General features: G+C 69.7%; 11 protein-coding genes, 1 other RNA gene and 1 pseudogene. 4 read left to right on the top strand and 9 right to left on the bottom strand.

Going from position 1 to position 18,010, the window contains the following annotated elements:
* Positions 1-6: 6 nt before the first annotated feature.
* Positions 7-2,454: a DUF222 domain-containing protein gene (locus OG344_RS16035; protein ID WP_405088900.1), complete on the bottom strand. Its 2,448-nt coding sequence runs from the start codon at positions 2,452-2,454 to the stop codon at positions 7-9.
* A gap of 335 nt (positions 2,455-2,789) precedes the next feature.
* On the opposite strand from OG344_RS16035, the pseudogene OG344_RS16030 reads away from it, so the two are divergent.
* Positions 2,790-3,718, top strand: a pseudogene (locus tag OG344_RS16030) (IS701 family transposase).
* A 186-nt stretch (positions 3,719-3,904) separates the two neighbouring features.
* A complete protein-coding gene (locus tag OG344_RS16025) occupies positions 3,905-4,168 on the top strand; it encodes a cell division protein CrgA (RefSeq protein WP_327044062.1) in 264 nt (87 codons plus the stop codon).
* A gap of 805 nt (positions 4,169-4,973) precedes the next feature.
* Here OG344_RS16025 and OG344_RS16020 read toward each other — a convergent pair.
* The 6 genes from OG344_RS16020 to ftsE all read right to left on the bottom strand — a co-directional run bounded on the left by OG344_RS16020 (position 4,974) and on the right by ftsE (position 10,339).
* Positions 4,974-5,375, bottom strand: coding sequence for a hypothetical protein (locus OG344_RS16020; protein ID WP_405088899.1), 402 nt, complete (start codon positions 5,373-5,375; stop codon positions 4,974-4,976).
* A gap of 175 nt (positions 5,376-5,550) precedes the next feature.
* Positions 5,551-5,938, bottom strand: a transfer-messenger RNA (tmRNA) gene (gene ssrA / locus OG344_RS16015).
* A 361-nt stretch (positions 5,939-6,299) separates the two neighbouring features.
* The gene (locus OG344_RS16010; RefSeq protein WP_405088898.1) at positions 6,300-8,183 is read right to left on the bottom strand and encodes a penicillin-binding transpeptidase domain-containing protein; all 1,884 of its coding nucleotides are present in this window, start codon (positions 8,181-8,183) and stop codon (positions 6,300-6,302) included.
* 3 nt (positions 8,184-8,186) lie between these two features.
* Positions 8,187-8,669 (bottom strand): SsrA-binding protein SmpB, encoded by a 483-nt coding sequence (gene smpB / locus OG344_RS16005; RefSeq protein ID WP_405088897.1) that lies wholly within the window; start codon positions 8,667-8,669, stop codon positions 8,187-8,189.
* A gap of 66 nt (positions 8,670-8,735) precedes the next feature.
* Positions 8,736-9,635, bottom strand: coding sequence for a permease-like cell division protein FtsX (gene ftsX, locus OG344_RS16000; RefSeq protein ID WP_327044058.1), 900 nt, complete (start codon positions 9,633-9,635; stop codon positions 8,736-8,738).
* A 14-nt stretch (positions 9,636-9,649) separates the two neighbouring features.
* A complete protein-coding gene (ftsE, locus tag OG344_RS15995) occupies positions 9,650-10,339 on the bottom strand; it encodes a cell division ATP-binding protein FtsE (protein WP_327044057.1) in 690 nt (229 codons plus the stop codon).
* 178 nt (positions 10,340-10,517) lie between these two features.
* Here ftsE and OG344_RS15990 point away from each other — a divergent pair, with 178 nt between their 5' ends.
* Positions 10,518-10,709 (top strand): hypothetical protein, encoded by a 192-nt coding sequence (locus OG344_RS15990; protein ID WP_327044056.1) that lies wholly within the window; start codon positions 10,518-10,520, stop codon positions 10,707-10,709.
* Between the two features lie 12 nt (positions 10,710-10,721).
* Here the strand turns inward: OG344_RS15990 and prfB are convergent, their stop codons facing one another.
* Positions 10,722-11,840: a peptide chain release factor 2 gene (gene prfB, locus OG344_RS15985; RefSeq protein WP_327044055.1), complete on the bottom strand. Its 1,119-nt coding sequence runs from the start codon at positions 11,838-11,840 to the stop codon at positions 10,722-10,724.
* Positions 11,841-11,923: 83 nt separating this feature from the next.
* Here prfB and OG344_RS15980 point away from each other — a divergent pair, with 83 nt between their 5' ends.
* Complete coding sequence (locus OG344_RS15980; protein ID WP_405088896.1) at positions 11,924-13,048, top strand: hypothetical protein; 1,125 nt, start codon at positions 11,924-11,926, stop codon at positions 13,046-13,048.
* A 5-nt stretch (positions 13,049-13,053) separates the two neighbouring features.
* Here the strand turns inward: OG344_RS15980 and OG344_RS15975 are convergent, their stop codons facing one another.
* Positions 13,054-17,997 (bottom strand): NAD-glutamate dehydrogenase, encoded by a 4,944-nt coding sequence (locus OG344_RS15975; RefSeq protein WP_405088895.1) that lies wholly within the window; start codon positions 17,995-17,997, stop codon positions 13,054-13,056.
* Positions 17,998-18,010 lie beyond the last annotated feature (13 nt).

The raw sequence follows: 18,010 nt of genomic DNA, 5'->3' as shown, positions 1-18,010 counted from the left end.
CCACCTTCAGGTCACCCCCGGAGATCGTCGCGCGCTGCGGGGATTGCGGTAGGTGAAGGCCCAGCGGTCGTCGCCGATCGTTCGGCGGGTGTAGCGACTCGGGTGGCGGTAGCGGTCGCGGTTGTGGAACTGGCACGCCGGCCCCAGCAGCTTGAGGTCGGTCAGCCCGCCGCTGCACCAGTTCTCGGCGTGGTCGACTTGACAGAGGGTGGCGGGCAGGGGGCAGCCGTCGACCCAGCAGGTGGCGTACCGGGCGAAGACCGCCCGGCGCTGGGCGGGGGTGGCCAACCTGACCTTGCGGCCCATGTCCAGGACCTGCCCGGCGGCGTTCATGACGATCCGGACCAGGGTGCTGGTGCGGGCCAGCCGATGCACGTTCACAACGGGCAGCAGGTGCCCGGTCGCCAGGATCAGCCCCGGCAACCCCCGCAACCACACCCCCGGCGGCACATTGCCGCCCGCTCCCGGCGGACTGCTCCCCGGCGGAGCACCGGCTCCCACCCCCGCCCATGCGTCACCTCCCGGCCAGGCGCCACCGCCAGGCCAAGCGTCGCCTCCCCCCGCTGGGGGGCGTTGCATGTCGGGCTCGGCAGCGGCAGGACGGTCGGGGTCGGCGCACTCCCAGCCGAAAGCGGGGGCCTCCGTGGCGGGATTCTCGCCGACGAAGTCGGTAGCCCGGTGCTCATCGCCGTACAGCGACGCGTCGCTCCCGAATCGCTCGCCATCGTGCAGGTGCGCGTCGCTCTCGCGGTGGGTACTCTCACCCACCGGCGCATCACCGGCGGGGGGTTCGCCGCCGGGAGCGGTCGGGGAGTGGCCGGGGTCCAGGTTCTCGCCATAAGGGACGGGCGTGTCGCTGGTGAAGTGCTCGCTGCCGGGGCCGCTCGCGGTGGTGTCGGAGCAGGTCGCGCAGGCGTCGGTCCCGGCGCCCTCCGTGGCGCAGGCGAAAGGCCCGGGGGCAGAGCCGGTGCCTGAGAAGCCGGGGGCAGGGCCAGGTTCGTCACCCGGATCGGTGTCTGAGGGGCCGGTCTCCGACGGCCCGGTCTCCGAGGGATGGGCACCCGAAGGGCCGGAACCAGGGCTGGGACCGGGGCCTGCAGGGTCCCTGGTGGGGTGGTCAGCTGAAGGGTCGCTTGAGGAGTCCGTGCCGGACGGGTGGTCGGCTGCTGGGCCGGTGGCTATGGGGCCGTCTGCTGTGGGGTCGGTGCTTGTGGGGTCGGTGCCTGGGGGGTCGTCAGGGAGGGACTCGGCGTTGACCAGCACCAGAAGCTCAGTGACGATCTTGTTCTCCAAGAACGCGATCAACGCATCCGCGTTCCGCACACTCAACGTACGGTCATCACCATCAGCCTTCGGCCTGGCGTAGACGTCCAGCATGTGCCGCAACCGCGCGGCCGCCTCCACCGGCAGATAGAACTCCCCCTCCAACCCACCGCCCCTCCGCCGGCGCACCCGGAAGAACCGGCGATCGAAATCCGCCTGCTCGTCCTTCTCGTGCCCGTCGGGGTCCAGCACCGCCCGCAGATACCGCCCCGCCTTCGCCACCTCCGCCGCACCCGCCGACCCCGCCAACTCCAACAGAATCCGCTCGGCGATGGTGGCCTGCTCATCGGTCAACCCCGCGGTGGCCGTGCAGATCGCCTCCACGACCCCCTCGGCCAAGCCACCCTCCGCGAACAGGCGACGCACCTCAGCAAGACGGTGCAGTTCCATGCTCATCGTCAACAGGCGCCCCGCCCCCGCAGGCGTCATCCCCCCAGCAGAGCGCAGCCACAACTTGGTGGACGCATGCCCCTGACTCTTCGCCTCCCCCACCCGATGGACACGGCCCACCCGGGCCGCCAACGCCGAAGTGATCCGATCACGGACCGCAAGCAACTCCTCGGCCTCAGCCAGACACACACCCGCGTCCTCAGGCAGCGGCACCAGCGCCACCGCCCGAGCCGCCTCGACGAGAGCCGCCACCGCAACCCACGACGACGACCCAGCACCGCAAGCACCGCCAGAAGCACCACCAAAGGCACCCTCGGAGGCGCCACCATCGACGTCTCCGGCGTCGGCACTCAGGGCGTCAGAGCCGACGCTGTCAGGGCCGAGAGTGCCGCGGCCGGCATCTCCTGTGTGATCCGCAGCGGTGGGAGAACCGGCTTTGGGACCGGGAACGGTAGCGCCGCCAGCAGAACCCTCAACGGAACCGCCATTCGCGGTTTCGTCACCGATGGGGTCTGCAGCGGCAGGAGTCGCGAATGCACGAAAAAAGGAAAAACTCGCCGGAGCGCCGAATCGGCTCACACGATTCCGCGCATCGGAATCAACGATCGGCACATATTCACAGGCAAGCGCCCCCTCGGAAGACCAGAGGGGCGATTTGGCGGTGAGCTGATCCCACCAGTCGCCATCGTCGTCATCGTTCGAACGATGAGGGTGTGCGTGGTCAGAGTCGAACAGATCCATCACACCTCCCCGCCGATTCGAAACCCTGTATTAATTCTTCCACACCGATCCGGCGCAGGCACGCCCGCGCAAGCAAGTTGTTGGAGCTACAGGCGGGCCCGAATCCTGCCACGCTAAGGTTTCCGGCATACCACTGAAAGCGGGGCGAAGTATTCTATAAATCGACTTCACACCGCACGGCAGGGAATCTAGTACTCCAGCCGTAGATGGCGTTCTTGCGCGTGGGCTGGTGGCAGATATGGGGACGGCCACTGCGGTCATCGAGTGTTGTGCTGACGATCAAAGATCGTGCGGTGGCCGCAGGCGATAGCGTACCGGCCTCGCGGTGGCAGGCGATGTTCGACGAGCTCACCGACCGGATCAGCAACAGGTTCTCCCGGGTGGAGCCGCGGCGGCGGGTCCGTTCCCAGCTGGGCGGGCTGCTGGCGGAGTTACCGCGCAAGAACTGTTGGACGCTGGCTGAGCATGCCGGAGACCGTACACCGGATGGGATGCAGCACCTGCTGTCACGCACGGTATGGGACGCCGACGCCGTCCGCGACGACCTGCGCGGTTATGTGGTGGAGCACCCCGGGCAGGACGAGGCGGTGCTGGTGGTGGACGAGACCGGCGACCTGAAGAAGGGCACCGCCACGGTCGACGTGCAGCGCCAGTACACCGGCACCGCCGGACGGATCGAAAACAGCCAGGTCGCCGTCTTCCTCGCCTACTCCACCCCCGCCGGGCACGCGTTCATCGACCGGGAGCTGTACCTGCCCCAGGCATGGACCGACGATGCCGGCAGGTGCAGGCGGGCGGGAGTACCGCAGGACCGCCAGTTCGCCACCGAGGGCGAACTGGCGACGCGGATGGTCGCCCGCGCCCTGGACGCCGGCGTCCGCACGAGGTGGGTGGCCGGTGATGAGGTGTACGGCCAAAGCCCGCACCTGCGCGCGGAGCTGGAAGCCCGCCAGGTCGGGTACGTGCTCGCGGTCGCCTGACCACCGGCGCGGGAGCCTGCCGAGCCGACCAGGTGATCTTCTCGGTGGCGCAGGCGTCGTGGCAGCGGCGCACCAGCGAGCTGGCCTTCTACCGCTGTTATGCCCCCGCCCTGGTCCCGCTGGCGGTCCTGGTCATGGTCGCCGGCCGCCGCTGGACCATCGAGGAGTCCTTCCAGACCGCCCACAGCATGACCGACCTACTCCGCTGGTCGCGGTGGCGACGACGTCATCAAGCCCGCGCCCAGGCCAGCCGCTACCGGCGGCAAGCTCTTTACGAGCCATGATGAGGAACTACGACTGGAGTACTAGGGGGCATTTGGGTCACGATGCTGACCCGCGGGCCACGTCCGCGTCACCTGCCGCAGGAACGCGAAAACAGGCCATCTCGCTCTGCCGTGGTGGGATAGTCTGGTCTTTGGCTATCGTGCGGGTATACGTCTGATTTCTGGCCATGGGCAGGAGCAAAGCAAGTGTCTGACTCTTATATCGAGGACACGGACGAGTCGGCGCAGCACGGCAAACGCCCACTGCGACGGCCCGCTCTGGCGATGGCCGCCTCGTGGATCGTTGGCATTCTGTGGATTGTCGTATATTACGTGGACCCCACCCTCCCGGTTATCGACGAGCTGGGAAATTGGAACCTGCTGATTGGGTTTGTGCTCCTCATTCTGGGTGTGGTCTTCGCGCTGATTCTGCTCGCGAGAGCGACAGCGTCTGCGCGTCGTCGGCCCTAAGACGTTCAAGGTCGGTCGGCAGGCGGGGTCCGTATAGACCTTTCCTGTCCTCCGTCGGTCATGGCCGCCGTCCGGGCCGGAGGCCTACCCGACCCTGCCTCGTGCGGCGGGGAAGAGGTTGTCGCCGCGGGGCCAGGCGTCGATTACCTGGGCGATCCGGGGTCCGGCGGCACCGTCCCAGACCGCGGCCCGGCGGCGACGCACCGGGCGAACGTGCGGCGAGAAGCACCGGGATCAGGCCGTCCCACAGGTGGCCCCGCAGTTCGTCCGGATCCTGCCCCAGCCGCCCGGTCAGCGGGGCGCATGGGGGTCGATGTAGACGGCACGCAGGAGCCACAGGCCGAGAGGGGTGGCCGTCCAGGACGTTCTCCCAGACGGGGCCGGGCGCCGGCGGCAGGCAGGTGCGCAGGTACCCTTCGGCGTCGGCCGGGGTGAGCGGCGCCGGCGCGATGACGGCCGCGGACGGCAACGGCTGCTTCGCGTCGTCGACGGCCTCGGCCAGTTCCTCCGTACGACTGGTGAGGATGTACGACTCCGCCGCGTCCAGAGAGGCGTTGAGCGCCCTGACGATCGCGGCCCGGTGCGGGCGGGGGCAACTCGTCCAGACCGTCCATGACGGGCAGGATGTGGCCGTCTCTGACGAGTTCGAGGGCGACCCCGGAGCCGAACTCCGCCGAGCCCAGGGCCTCGTAGTCGCGCTCCAGGCTTCGATCCAGCCAGGAGTGCAGGTCCTCGGCCGCGGGGTCCCAGCTCGACAGCGACAACAACACCGGTACGGGATCGGCCGGGTCTCGCCCCTTCCCCGTCAGTTCGAGCAGGAGCTGGATCGCCAGGGTGGTTTTGCCGGCGCCGGGACCGCCGGCAGGCCGGTGTCGTCGGTGGGCCGCCAGACCACCGGAATCGGGTCGGGCTCCAGTCCGCGGATCATCGATTCGACCCGCCACGCGTTGCGCACCAGGGCGACCAGCGCGTCCTTGGCCGCGGACACCTGATCGGGACGGGTCGCACGGGCCGCGGCCCACTTCCACGCCGCTCCCAGCGCCGCCGCCCCACAACCCACCGCGGCCAGCGCGACCGCCACCGCGTCGGCGACGTTGGGAGACTCCGTCAGGGACACAGACAAGATCACGAAGACGACGGCCGCGCCCAAGGCGGCCACGCAGAGCGCGACGGCGGGGAACGCGATCCATGATCTGCGCCGGTTCACCCGCACATGATGGCGATCTCCCGGCGGACGGATCCGCCGATCGGCACTAACCGCTACCATCCGGATACTCTAGGCGGCAATTCGGTCACCCGAAACAAGGCCAGACATCACGAGAGCTCAGACACCGTGAAGGCCCACGGAGCGAGCATCCGCTCGCCGCGTGGGCCTTCACGTCCGGTGGAGGTGGCGGGAATCGAACCCGCGTCCTTCAACACCAAGACAGGGCTTCTCCGGGTGCAGCCTGTTGTGCTTTTCTCAGCCCCGGCGATCACACAGGCGAGTCGCCGACGGGCTCAGTCACTGTTTGGTTTCCCGTACGGCCCCGTGACCGGGTCGGACGGTTGAGCCTCCTAGCGATGTCAGTTCCGGGCCGGAGGCACTCCCGGGCTGACAGAGGTTTTTCGCTGCTGCTTAGGCGGCGAGAGCCAGGGAAGCCTGGCTCACCTCAGTGCTCTTCTTATTGGCACTTAGTTGTCGCGGTCACAGTGTTGACGGGGTTATGTCCGCAGTCCCCGACCCGCTTCTCCTGACTTGCAATGCCGAAGTCGAAACCGGTCACCCCCTGGTTCAGCTGATCTTCTTGTCGAACCGGACCCGAGAGCCCGGCAACACAAGCTTACTCATGACAACACCCGCGACGCGACTTCGATTCCTGCCGCCGAGACCCGCCGAGACCCGCCGAAGCCCCCGGAGCGCGGCGTGACGCGGCGCCCCGGGGGCCGACCGGCAGGGTCGAGCCGGTCCGGATGGCAGGGCTCCCCCCGAGATGGAGCCCTGTCCTCATCACGGCGACTGGGCCCGCAACCCCCCGATCGGGTCCCAGTCACCCTGAAAGACGCTGGTCGCGTCCCGAATGGTTGCTCGCGCTCCCCGGTTTTCTCAGGTCGCGCTTCTCAGGTCGGCGCTTTCTCGGGCCGCGCTTTCTCAGGCCTGCGGCTGGGCGCCGCGGAAGAAGGCTCCCGCGACCACTGGAGCGGCCTCAGGGTCGCCGCTTTTCACCAGTACGGCGAGCGCCACGTCCCCCTGCCAGCCGACGAACCACGACAGCCTGGTCCGCTCCTTCTTCTCCACCTGGGTCACCTGAGCCGCCACTCCGTACACGGGTTCGCCGGGAGCGGTGGCGGGGGCCGCCGCGCCCGAGGTGACGCCGGCCCGCATGAGCGTGCGCAGCTTGGCCGTGATCGCCGGGTCCAGCGAAGCCGGCGAGACCGCGGGAGACCCGCCCGCCTCCTCCGCCGCCGGGTCGGGGGCGGCGGGCGAGGTGACCAGTGTCGGCGGCCGCCAGGTGCCGGACTTGACGGCTCCCGCGACCAGGGCCATCGCGAGCGGGCTCACCTTGGCGCCCTGCCCGGCGATGATCTTGGCGACCGCGGCGTCACCCTGGGCGGCGGGCACCGAGCCGCTGAAGGTCCGCAGCGGCAGCTTCCAGCCGGAGCCGATCCCGAACTGCTGCGCGCTGCGGCCTAGCGCCTGGCCGTTGATCCGCCTGGCCAGCGACGCGAGCGCGGTGACGCAGCCCTGGGCGAAGTCGGTCTGGAAGCTCGGCACCGTCACGCCGTCCACACCGGGCTGCTGGAAGCGCGCCCCGCCGACCGTCCGGTCGGAGCTGCACGGCACCTTCTGCTTGGGATCGAGGCCCGCCCTGAGCAGCCCTTCGGCCGCGATGATCGAGAAGGCGGTGCCGGCCGCGTACCTGCCCGCGAGGGCGTCCCGCTCCTGGTGGAGCTGGTTGGTGGAGACGGCGAGCACCTCGCCGGTGGACGCCTTGACCGCGACGAGAGCGGCCGGGCGCGACCCTGCGACGGCGGCGTCGCCGGCGCTCTGCAGGCGGCTGTCGATCGTGGTGCGGACCGGCTCGTTCTCCCGCCCGGGCCACGTCTTGAGCTCCTTGACCTGCCGCCCGGTGGCGTTGTCGAGCACGACCACCCGGGTCTCGGTGGAGCCGGTGAGCTGGTCCTGGTAGGCCTTCTGCAGGCCGTCCCGGCCGAGGGTGTCACCGGCCCGCTGCGGCCCGCCGAGCCGCTGCTCCGCCTCCGGGGTGATGGCCGTGACGACCCCGACGATCTGCGTCGGCGACTTGGGGGCCACCGGCGCGTTGTCGATCTCGAAACGCAGCCCGCCGATGGCCTCCAGCTTCGATTTGAGCTGGGCGAACTTCGTCCGGCCGAACGTCGCGAGCGGGACGAAGTCCTGCGGCGGCGACGACAGGACGCGGCTCAGCAGCCGGTCCTGGGCGAACCCGGTGATCTTCGACAGCTGCTCGCACAGGCGGGCCGGGTCCTTGACCTCGGCCGGGGTGACCCCCGCGACGTGCAGAATCGTCTCGTCCTGCAGGGGGTTGCCCGCGCGGTCGAGGATGGGCCTGCGGCCCTTGGGGACCGTGGCGACCGCGAGACGCTGCCCGGCGTGCAGGTCCGGGTGGATGACGCTCGGCGACCACCGCACCTTCCACCGGCCGCCGACCAGGTGCAGCGGCAGGGCGCCGTCGTACTGCCAGAGGGGGTTGTTCTCCCCGAGGTCCACCTCGGCGTGGAAGGCGGCCCGCGCGGTCTCGCCGTCCTGGCTGATCCCCTTGAGGGAGAAACGGATCGAGGCGGCGTCGAGCTGGAGGCGGGCGTTCTCCAGTGCCTTCCGTACGGCCGCCTGGTCGCCGTCGGCCCGCCCCGCGGCGTCCGCGTAGTCTCCCGTCTGCCAGCCGACGAGGAAGTCGCGCACCGCCTCGTGGGGCGACGGCTCCTCGAAGCAGCCGGTCAGCAGGGGCGCGGTCAAACCCAGGGCGAGCGCGGCCCGTACCACTCTGGCGCGCACGGTCTAGCGGCCCCCCCGGCGGCGGACGGCGTTGGACATCGCCCGCGACATCTCCCGGTTGGCCTGCTTCTCCATCAGCGTCTGGCGCTTGTCGTAGTCCTTCTTGCCCCGGGCGATGCCGAGCTCGATCTTCGCCCGGCCGTCCTTGAAGTACATCGACAGCGGGATCAGGGTGAGGCCCTTCTCCTTGAGCGTCGCGTCGAGCTTGCCGATCTCCTTGCGGTTCAGCAGGAGCTTGCGGGTGCGCCGGGCGGCGTGGTTGGTCCAGGTCCCCTGGCTGTACTCCGGGATGTACACGTTGATCAGCCAGACCTCGCCGCCCTCGACCGAGGCGTAGCCGTCGGTCAGGTTGGCCTTACCCGCCCGCAGGGACTTGACCTCGGTGCCGGTCAGCACGAGCCCGGCCTCGTAGGTGTCCTCGATGAAGAAGTCGTGCCTGGCACGCTTGTTCTGGGCGATGAGCTTGCGCCCGGTCTCACGTGGCATAAGGGGAGCCTACCGTCGCCGCGAGGGGCGAAAACGAGCTACGACGGGCTACGCGGTGCGCGGAACTCACACCCGCAGGTAGCGGCGCAGCGTGACGAACGAAGCGAAGACACAGATCAGCACGCCGATGGCCATGGTGCCGGTGATCACACCGGCGACGGTGTCCCAGCCGAGGGGGGCCACCATGTACGTCTGGATCTCCTCGAAGATGAAGATCTTGACGAGGATCAGCAGGACGCCGGACAGGACGCCGCCGATCAGGCCCGCGATCAGCCCCTCCATCACGAAGGGCAGCTGGATGTAGATGTTGGACGCGCCGACCAGCCGCATGATCCCGGTCTCCCTGCGGCGGTTGTACGCCGACAGTCGCACGGTGTTGCCGATCAGCAGGGTGGCCGCGAAGACCATCAGGATCGCGATGCCGAGCGCCATGTTGCGCAGGGTGTCCATGAAGCCGAAGACCGACTGCAGCAGGTCGCGTTCGTTGATGACGTTGGAGACGCCCGGCTGGCCCTTCAGGCTGGTCACGACGGCCGGCGCCTTGTCGGGGTCCTTCATCTTCACCCGGAACGATTCCGGCATGCTGTCGACCTTGATCACCGCCAGCAGGGTCTGGTTGGTCTCCTGCTGCTGCCATTTCTTGTACGCCTCGGCCTGGCTCTCGTACTCCACCCGTTCGACCTCCGGGAGCGCCTTGATCGCCTGCTCCAGGTTGGCCTTCTCCTCCCTGGTGACGCCGCTCTTGTTCTCACAGGCCGGGAAGGGGGAGTCCTTGACGCACAGGTAGACCGACACCTCGACCTTGTCGCTCCAGAAGCCGGTGAGCTTCGAGACCTGAGAGTTGATCATCAGTCCGACGCCCAGCAGCGCCATGCCGACGGCGACGGTCACGATCACCGCGATGGTCATCGTGAGATTGCGCCGAAGGCCGATCCAGACCTCGGAGAAGATGAAGTTGGCCCGCATGGTCCCAGTTACTCCTAATACGCCTGGCCGTACACGCCGCGCGACTGGTCTCGGACGATCTTGCCGTCCTCGAGCTCGACCACGCGCTTGCGCATGGAGTCGACGATCGCGGCGTCGTGCGTCGCCATGAGGACGGTCGTGCCGGTCCTGTTGATTCGGTCGAGCACCTTCATGATGCCGATGCTCGTGGCGGGGTCGATGTTTCCGGTGGGCTCGTCCGCGAGCAGGATCATCGGCCGGTTGACGAACGCGCGGGCCATCGCGACCCGCTGCTGCTCGCCGCCGGACAGCTCCTCCGGCATCCGGTGGGCCTTGCCCTCCAGGCCGACGAGCTCGATGACCTCCGGCACGACCTTGCGGATGAACCGGCGCGGCTTGCCGATGACCTCCAGGGCGAACGCCACGTTCTCGTAGACGTTCTTGTTCGGCAGCAGCCGGAAGTCCTGGAACACGCAGCCGATGCGGCGGCGCAGGTGCGGCACCTTGAAGTTGGACAACTTCGCCAGATCCTTGCCGGCCACGTGGATCGAGCCGGAGTTGGGCCGCTCCTCCTTCAGGACCAGCCGGAGGAAGGTGGACTTCCCCGATCCTGAGGGACCGACCAGGAACACGAACTCGCCCTTGTCGACATCCACGCTCACGTGGTCGAGGGCGGGCCGGTTTTGGTTCGCGTAGACCTTGGTGACATTATCGAGATGGATCACGGGCGCATCACGGCTAGCCAGTCTAGGGGGTGGGACGGCCGGTGCGGGGGTCGCCGGTCACTTTGCTGTCGATCGACGTTCCGTTGGCCGAAGGCCAGTCTAGGGGTAACACTGGCATGGAACGTCCATAACGGAAACAAAACAATTAGCCCTCGAGCGATGGGCCGGTAAAGCTGCTATGAGCTGCGAACATCTGATCTGCGCCGCGTGCGCGGGCCCCGTGGTGGAGGGCCGTTGCCCCGTTTGCCGCGAAGGCCGCGCCAAGCTGCACAACCATGGGTTCATGGGGCTGACGCCCCTGACCATCACGTTGATCGTGCTCCTCGTCGTGGCCCTGGTCGCGACGGTCGGACACGTCAGCGGTTACTGAAACCCGCCGTCTCTACTGGGCGTCGCCGGCTTCCTGGCGGCGCGTCCAGCGGATCTCGCCCTCGATGAACTCGTCGAGGTCGCCGTCCAGCACGGCGGAGGGGTTGCCCGCCTCCACGCCCGTGCGCAGATCCTTCACGATCTGGTACGGGTGCAGCACGTAGTTGCGGATCTGCGTGCCCCATGACGTCGTCGACTCGCCGCGCAGCTCGTTCATCGCCGCGGCCTCCTCCTGGCGCTTGCGCTCCAGCAGCTTGGCCGAGAGGACGGCCATCGCCGTCGCGCGGTTCTGCAGCTGGGACCGCTCGTTCTGGCAGGAGACCACGATCCCGGTCGGGAGGTGGGTGATCCGCACGGCCGAGTCGGTCGTGTTCACGCCCTGGCCGCCCGGCCCGGACGACCGGTAGACGTCGATGCGCAGGTCGTCCTCGTTGATGTCGATGTGGTCGGTCTGCTCGACCACCGGGACGACGTCCACGCCCGCGAAGGAGGTCTGCCGACGGCCCTGGTTGTCGAACGGGCTGATCCGGACCAGCCGGTGGGTGCCGTGCTCGCCCCTGAGCGTGCCGTACGCGTAGGGGGCCTTGACCGCGAAGGTGGCCGACTTGATGCCGGCCTCCTCGGCGTAGGAGGTCTCGTAGACCTCCGCCGGGTAGCCCTTGCGCTCCGACCACCGCAGGTACATCCGCAGCAGCATCTGCGCCCAGTCGGCCGCGTCGACGCCGCCCGCCTGGGAGTTGATGGTCACCAGGGCCTCTCGGGCGTCGTACTCGCCCGCCAGGAGCGTGCGCACCTCCAGCGCGCCGACCTCGGCCCGGAGCGCGGCGAGCTCCCTGTCGGCCTCGGCCAGCGCGTCCTCGTCGCCCTCCTCGGCCGCGAGCTCGAACAGGACCGGAAGGTCCTCCAGGCGGCGGCTCAGGCCGTCGACGCGGTTCACCTCGGCCTGGATGTGGGAGAGCCGGCTGGTGACGCGCTGCGCCTGGTCCGGGTCGTTCCACAGATCGGGCGCGGCAGCCTGCTCCTCCAACTCGGCGATCTGCTTGCGCAGGGCGTCGAGGTCGAGCACGTCCTGGATGCCTCTCAGCGTGCCGCCAAGCTCGTTGATCTCTTCGGCTGGATCGATGACTGCCACGTCTGTAAAGGGTACGCGAATCGGAGACCCTGTCAGGCAGCGCACCTCGGTAGCATGTGCATCGATCGCATCGGGAGGCTGGCGTGAACGGGGTCGTTCGGAGTGCGCTGGCCCTCGCCCTCCTGGCGTCCCTCCTGGCGTGCACGGTCCTCGCCTGCTCGGGCGGGGAGCCGCCGCGGGCCCCGGCCAGCCCGGCCGCGGCCGTCTCCGCCGTGCCGGGCGCCGGCGACGGGCGTGCCGCGAGCCCGTCCCCTTCGCCCTCCGCGTCGCCCAGCCCGCCCGCCCTGGCCCTGAAGGACGCCTCGCTGGCGCTCGACACGTTCCTGGAGACCGACGAGGTGCTCAGGGCGGCCCACGCGGACCGCTGGGCGTATCAGCTCACCCAGGACGGCCAGCGCCCGATCACGATCGCCGGGATCCGTACGCAGGGCGGCCGGCGGCCGGCCCGCTACCGGTGGGACCATCGCACGGTGCTCGTGCCCCGGCAGAGCGGCGCGGCCCAGTGGTTCGCGGCCACCGCCGAACGGCACGGCGGGCCGGGCGGCGCCCGCACCGGCGTGTTCGTCTTCGTCCGGCAGAGCCAGGACGGCCCGTGGCGCAACAGCTTCACGTCGCTGCTCAATCCCGGCGCGAAACCGCCCGCGGTCGAACTCGACGCGGAGGGGTACGCCACCTCCCTGGGCTCGCGCGACTCGTCGGTGGCGATCAGCCCCAACCTGATGGGCCCGCTGCACGCGACGGTCGCCGAGGAGGGCCCCAAGGGCTACGCCTCCGGGCTGATCGCCCCCGGCCCGCAGACCACCGGCTTCTACGACGAGATCAGCCGGACCAAGGTGAAGGCGAAGGCCGACGACTGCATGGCGTACGAATCGATCTTCGCCTCCGCGCCGAACTTCCCGATCTTCGCGCTGCGCACCCGGGACGGCGGCGCACTGACGATGTACACACTGATCCGGACGTCCTCCTGGATCACCAGTGCGCAGGGGCCGGGCCAGGGCCGGGGGGCGAAGTGCAGCGAGGGCCGCCCGGTGGCGGTCCCCGCCGCGGCCCGCTGGCTGCTGAGCCCCACGAAGGACCTCTTCATCCACCAGAAGCGGCAGATCGTCGAGACCCAGCAGTACGTGAGCGCGGTGCCGCCCAAGGCATCCACCGCGCCCGTGCACGTCGTCGGCTACCAGGGCCTCGTCACCGGCGGCTTCAACCGCTGAGAAGGCTACGCTTCGGCGTGGGGCAGGTTGCTGGTGGAGACCAGCGTCCGCACCGCGCGCAGCGCGACCGACAGCGTCGCCAGGTCGAAGGTGTCGCTCTCCCAGATCTCCGACAGCGTCTGCCGCGACCGGGTCACCGCGGCCTGGTTGGCCTCCGTCCAGCTCGCCAGCCGTTCCTCCGGCGACAGGCCCGGCCGGCTGTGGATCAGCACGTCCCGGGTCAGCGTGGCGTGGGCGGCGTACAGGTCGTCGCGCAGCGCCGCCCTGGCCATGGAGTTCCACCGGCTGTCGCGCGGCAGCGCGATCACCCGCTCCCGCAGCCGGGCGAGCTGGAGCCGGTCGGCCAGGTCGAAGTAGACCTCGGCCACCTCGCTCACCGGCCTGCCGGCGTACGTCGCGATCTCCACGAGGTCGAAGGTCGAGTAGGCCGGCACCATCGCCGCGACCCGCTCGGCCAGCTCCCCCGGCACGCCCCTGGCCGTGAAGGAGTCCCTGCGTTCCTCGTACGCCGCCAGGTCCGGGCCGGTCAGCAGCTTCGGCAGGTGCGGAAGCAGGCCGCCCGCGCCGTCGATGAAGTGGCGGGCCGTGGAGGCGAGGTCGAGCGGGGGGCGGCGGTTGCCGAGCAGCCAGCGGGTGCCGCGCTCGGACAGCTTGCGGCCCTCCAGCAGCATCGCGAGCTGGGTCGCGGTGTCGACCTCGTTGTCCAGCGCCTCGACCTGCCGGACGAACGACGGCAGGTCGAAGACCTCCCGGGTGACCAGGTAGGCCCGCACGATGTCGGGCGCCGTGGCGCCGCTCTCCTCGCCGAACCGGAAGACGAAGCTGGTGCCGCCGAAGTTCACCACGTCGTTGACGATCCGGGTCGTGATGATCTCCCGGCGGAGCGGGTGGGAGTCCATGTACGGCCGGAGCCGGTCGCGCAGCGCCGAGGGGAAGTACGACACCAGCCACGACGCGAGGGACGGGTCGTCGGGAATGTCCGACTGCAGCAGCTCCGCGTCCACGACGAGCTTGGTGTAGGCCAGCAGCACCGCGAACTCGGGGTTGGCCAGACCCAGCCCGGCCTGGCGCCGCTCGGCGAGCACCTTGTCCGACGGCAGGAACTCCAGCTCCCGGTTGACCAGCCCGGCGCGCTCCAGCCTCCGCAGGTAGCGGGAGTGGATGTGCAGCATCTCCGGCGCCTGGGCGCGGGCCGCCGCGAGCACCACGTTCTGGGCGTAGTTGTCCTCCAGCACCAGCCGGCCGACCTCGTCGGTCATGTCGAGGAAGAGCTGGTCGCGCTGCTTGTCGGTCATCTCGCCGTCGCGGACGACCTGGTCGAGCAGGATCTTGATGTTGACCTCGTGGTCGGAGGTGTCCACGCCGGCCGAGTTGTCGATGAAGTCGGTGTTGATCAGGCCGCCGTTCAGCGCGAACTCGATCCGGGCGCGCTGGGTGAAGCCGAGGTTGCCGCCCTCGCCCACCACCTTGCAGCGCAGGTCGGCGGCGTTGATCCGGAGCACGTCGTTGGCCTTGTCCCCGGCGTCGGCGTGGGTCTCCGACGACGCCTTGACGTACGTGCCGATGCCGCCGTTCCACAGCAGGTCGACCGGCGCCCGCAGGATCGCGCTGATCAGGTCGCCCGGGGCGAGCGCGGTGACGCCGTGGGGCAGGCCGAGCGCGGCGCGCGTCTGCGGGGAGAGGGGGATCGACTTGGCGGTGCGCGGCCACACGCCGCCGCCCGCCGAGATCAGCGACCTGTCGTAGTCGGCCCACGAGCTTCTGGGCAGCCCGAACAGCCGCAGCCGCTCGGCGAAGCTCCGCGCCGGGTCGGGGTCGGGGTCGACGAAGACGTGCCGGTGGTCGAAGGCCGCCACGAGCCGGATGTGCTCCGACAGCAGCATGCCGTTTCCGAACACGTCGCCGGACATGTCGCCGATGCCGGCCACGGTGAAGTCGGTGGTCTGCACGTCCACCCCGAGCGTGCGGAAGTGGTACTTCACCGACTCCCAGGCGCCCTTGGCGGTGATGCCCATGGCCTTGTGGTCGTAGCCGACCGAGCCGCCGGAGGCGAAGGCGTCGCCGAGCCAGAAGCCGTACTCCTTGGCCACGCCGTTGGCGATGTCGGAGAACGTCGCGGTGCCCTTGTCGGCGGCCACCACGAGATAGGTGTCGTCGCCGTCGTGCCGCACCACGTCCGGCGGCGGCACGACCTCCCCCGCGACCAGGTTGTCGGTCAGGTCGAGCAGGCCGGAGATGAACTGGCGGTAGCAGGCGACGCCCTCGGCCATCATCTCGTCGCGCCCGCCCCCGGGGGGGTTCTTGACGACGAAGCCGCCCTTGGACCCGGTCGGCACGATGACGGTGTTCTTCACCATCTGCGCCTTGACCAGGCCGAGGACCTCCGTACGGAAGTCCTCCATGCGGTCCGACCAGCGCAGGCCGCCGCGGGCGACCTTGCCGAAGCGCAGGTGCACGCCCTCGACCCGGGGCGAGTACACGAAGACCTCGTACTTCGGCCGCGGCAGCGGCAGCACGCCGATCGCCTGCGAATCGAACTTCAGCGCGATGTACGGCTTGCGCCTGCCGGTGACGAACTGGCTGCCGGCCGCCCCCGCGTCGCGCCCGTCCGTACGGTCCGCCTGGAAGACGTTGGTGCGCAGCGTCGCCTGGATCATCTCCAGGTAGGCCCGCAGGATGCGGTCCTCGTCGAGCGAGGCGACCTCGTCCAGCGAGGCGAGGATCTCCTCGGTCAGCGCGTCGCAGACCTCGGGCCTCGCGTCGTCCGGCCGCCGGGGGTCGAGCCTCGCCTCGAAGAGCCGCACCAGCAGCCGGGCCAGCCGCACGTTGCCGCGCAGCACCCGCTCGATGTACGACTGGCTGAACGTGCTCCCGGCCTGCCGCAGATACTTGGCGTACGCCCGGAGGATCTCGGCCTGCTCCCAGGTCAGCCCGCCGGCCAGCACGAGGGCGTTGAAGCCGTCGTTCTCCACCTCGCCGCGCCACAGTACGGCGAACGCGTCCTGGAACAGGCGCCTGAACTCGTCGCGGTGGACCTCGCCGGAGGGGGTGTAGCGCAGGCCGAAGTCGTAGATCCAGGCGTCCTTGGTGGCGGGGTCGTGGTCGCGGTCGATCTCGTACGGCCGCTCGTCCACGACCTCGACGCCCATCCGCTGGAGCAGCGGCAGCACCCGCGACAGGGAGATCGGCGCGCCCAGCCGGTAGACCTTGAACCGGCGCTCCCCCTCCGCCGCGCCGTACGGCTCGTAGAGGTTCATGCCGATCGCGTTCGGCTCGTCGCCGAGCGCCTCCAGCCGTCTGAGGTCGGCGACCGCCGTACGGGCCGGGAAGTCGGCCTTGTAGCCCTCGGGGAAGGCGACGCCGTACCGGCGCAGCAGCGCGGGCGCGTCCTCCTCCGGGCACAGCTCGTTGATCGCGTCGGTGAGGTCGTCCTCCCAGGAGCGGGTGGTGGCGGCCAGCCGCGCCTCCAGCTCCTCCACGTCGACCGGGGTCTCACCGAGCGGCCTGCCCCGCTCGCCGCGGATCACCACGTGCAGCCGGGCCAGCGCCGACTCGCCGATCGAGGTGCTGTAGTCGAGCGAGGTGCCACCGAGGGCCCTGAGCAGGATCCGCTGCATGTGCAGGCGGACCTTGGTGGTGTAGCGGTCGCGCGGCAGGAAGATCATGCAGGAGATGTAGCGGCCGTAGTCGTCGCGGCGCAGGAACAGCTTGACCTGCTTGCGCTCCCGCAGCCGCAGCACGCCGAGCGCGATCGGCAGCAGCTCGTCCACGGGGATCTGGAAGAGCTCGGCGCGGGGGTAGGTCTCCAGGATCTCGATGAGGTCCTTGCCGTCGTGGCCGTCGGGCGACAGCCCGGCCCGGTCCAGCACATCGGCGAGCTTGCGCCGCAGCACCGGGATGCGGGAGATCGACTCGTTGTACGCCACGTGGGTGAACAGCCCGAGGAACCGGCGCTCACCGATCACCTCGCCCTCGGGCGAGAAGACCTTGATCCCGACGTAGTCGAGGTAGTGGGGCCGATAGACGGTCGCCCGGCTGTTGGCCTTGGTGATGATCAGCAGCTGTTTCTCCCGCGCCTTCGCGCGGACCTCCGGCGGCAGGGCCGCGAAGCTGGCCGATCCGGCCTTGTCGGCCCGCAGGATGCCGAGCCCGGTGCCGGTCAGGGCGCGCAGCGCGGCGCCGCCGTCGGTGTCCTCAAGCCGGTACTCCCGGTAGCCGAGGAACGTGAAGTGGCCGTCGGCGAGCCAGCGCAGCAGTTCCATGCCGTCCTCGACCTGCGCGGGGTCGAGCGGCGGCGGATCGGACGACAGATCGTCGGCGGCCCCAACGGCGAGCGCCCGCATCTTGGCGAAGTCCTCGACCGCGTAGCGCACGTCCTGCAGCACCCGCTGCAGGTCGCCCTCCAGCTCCTTGAGCACGGCGGGGTCGGACTGCCGGTCGATCTCGATGTGCATCCACGACTCGCGGATGACCTGCCCGGTCATGTTCTCCTGGTCCGGGCCCAGCAGTCTGCCGGTCATGTCCCGGCGCACCCGTATCTGCGGGTGGATGAGCAGGTGGGTGCCGATCTCGTGCCGGTCCAGCTCGGTCGTCACCGAGTCGACCAGGAACGGCATGTCGTCGGTGACGATCTGGACCACCGTACGGCCCGGGTCCCAGCCGTTCTCTTCGAGTGTCGGGGTGTAGACGCGCACCAGGGCGCGGCCCTGGGGACGGTTCTGCGCGAGGTGGCGGTGGGCCGTCGCGGGCCCGTACACGTCCACCGGGTCGCGGTCGGCCAGGTCCTCCGGGGGGACGTTCCGGTAGTACTGCCGTAGGAAGGACAGGGGGTCCTCCCCGTCCACGTGCGGCGCCCCCGGCGCGTGTGCGCAGGTCTCGGCGGCGGTGCGGAGAAGCGCCTCCAGCGCCTCATCCGATTCCTGCCGGTTCAGCGCCATCTCGAGCGGCATGTCGCTAACTCAC

It is taken from the genome of Microbispora sp. NBC_01389 (genome assembly GCF_045040095.1).
Lineage (GTDB): Bacteria > Actinomycetota > Actinomycetes > Streptosporangiales > Streptosporangiaceae > Microbispora.
This window is presented reverse-complemented; position numbering and strand designations above follow the sequence as displayed.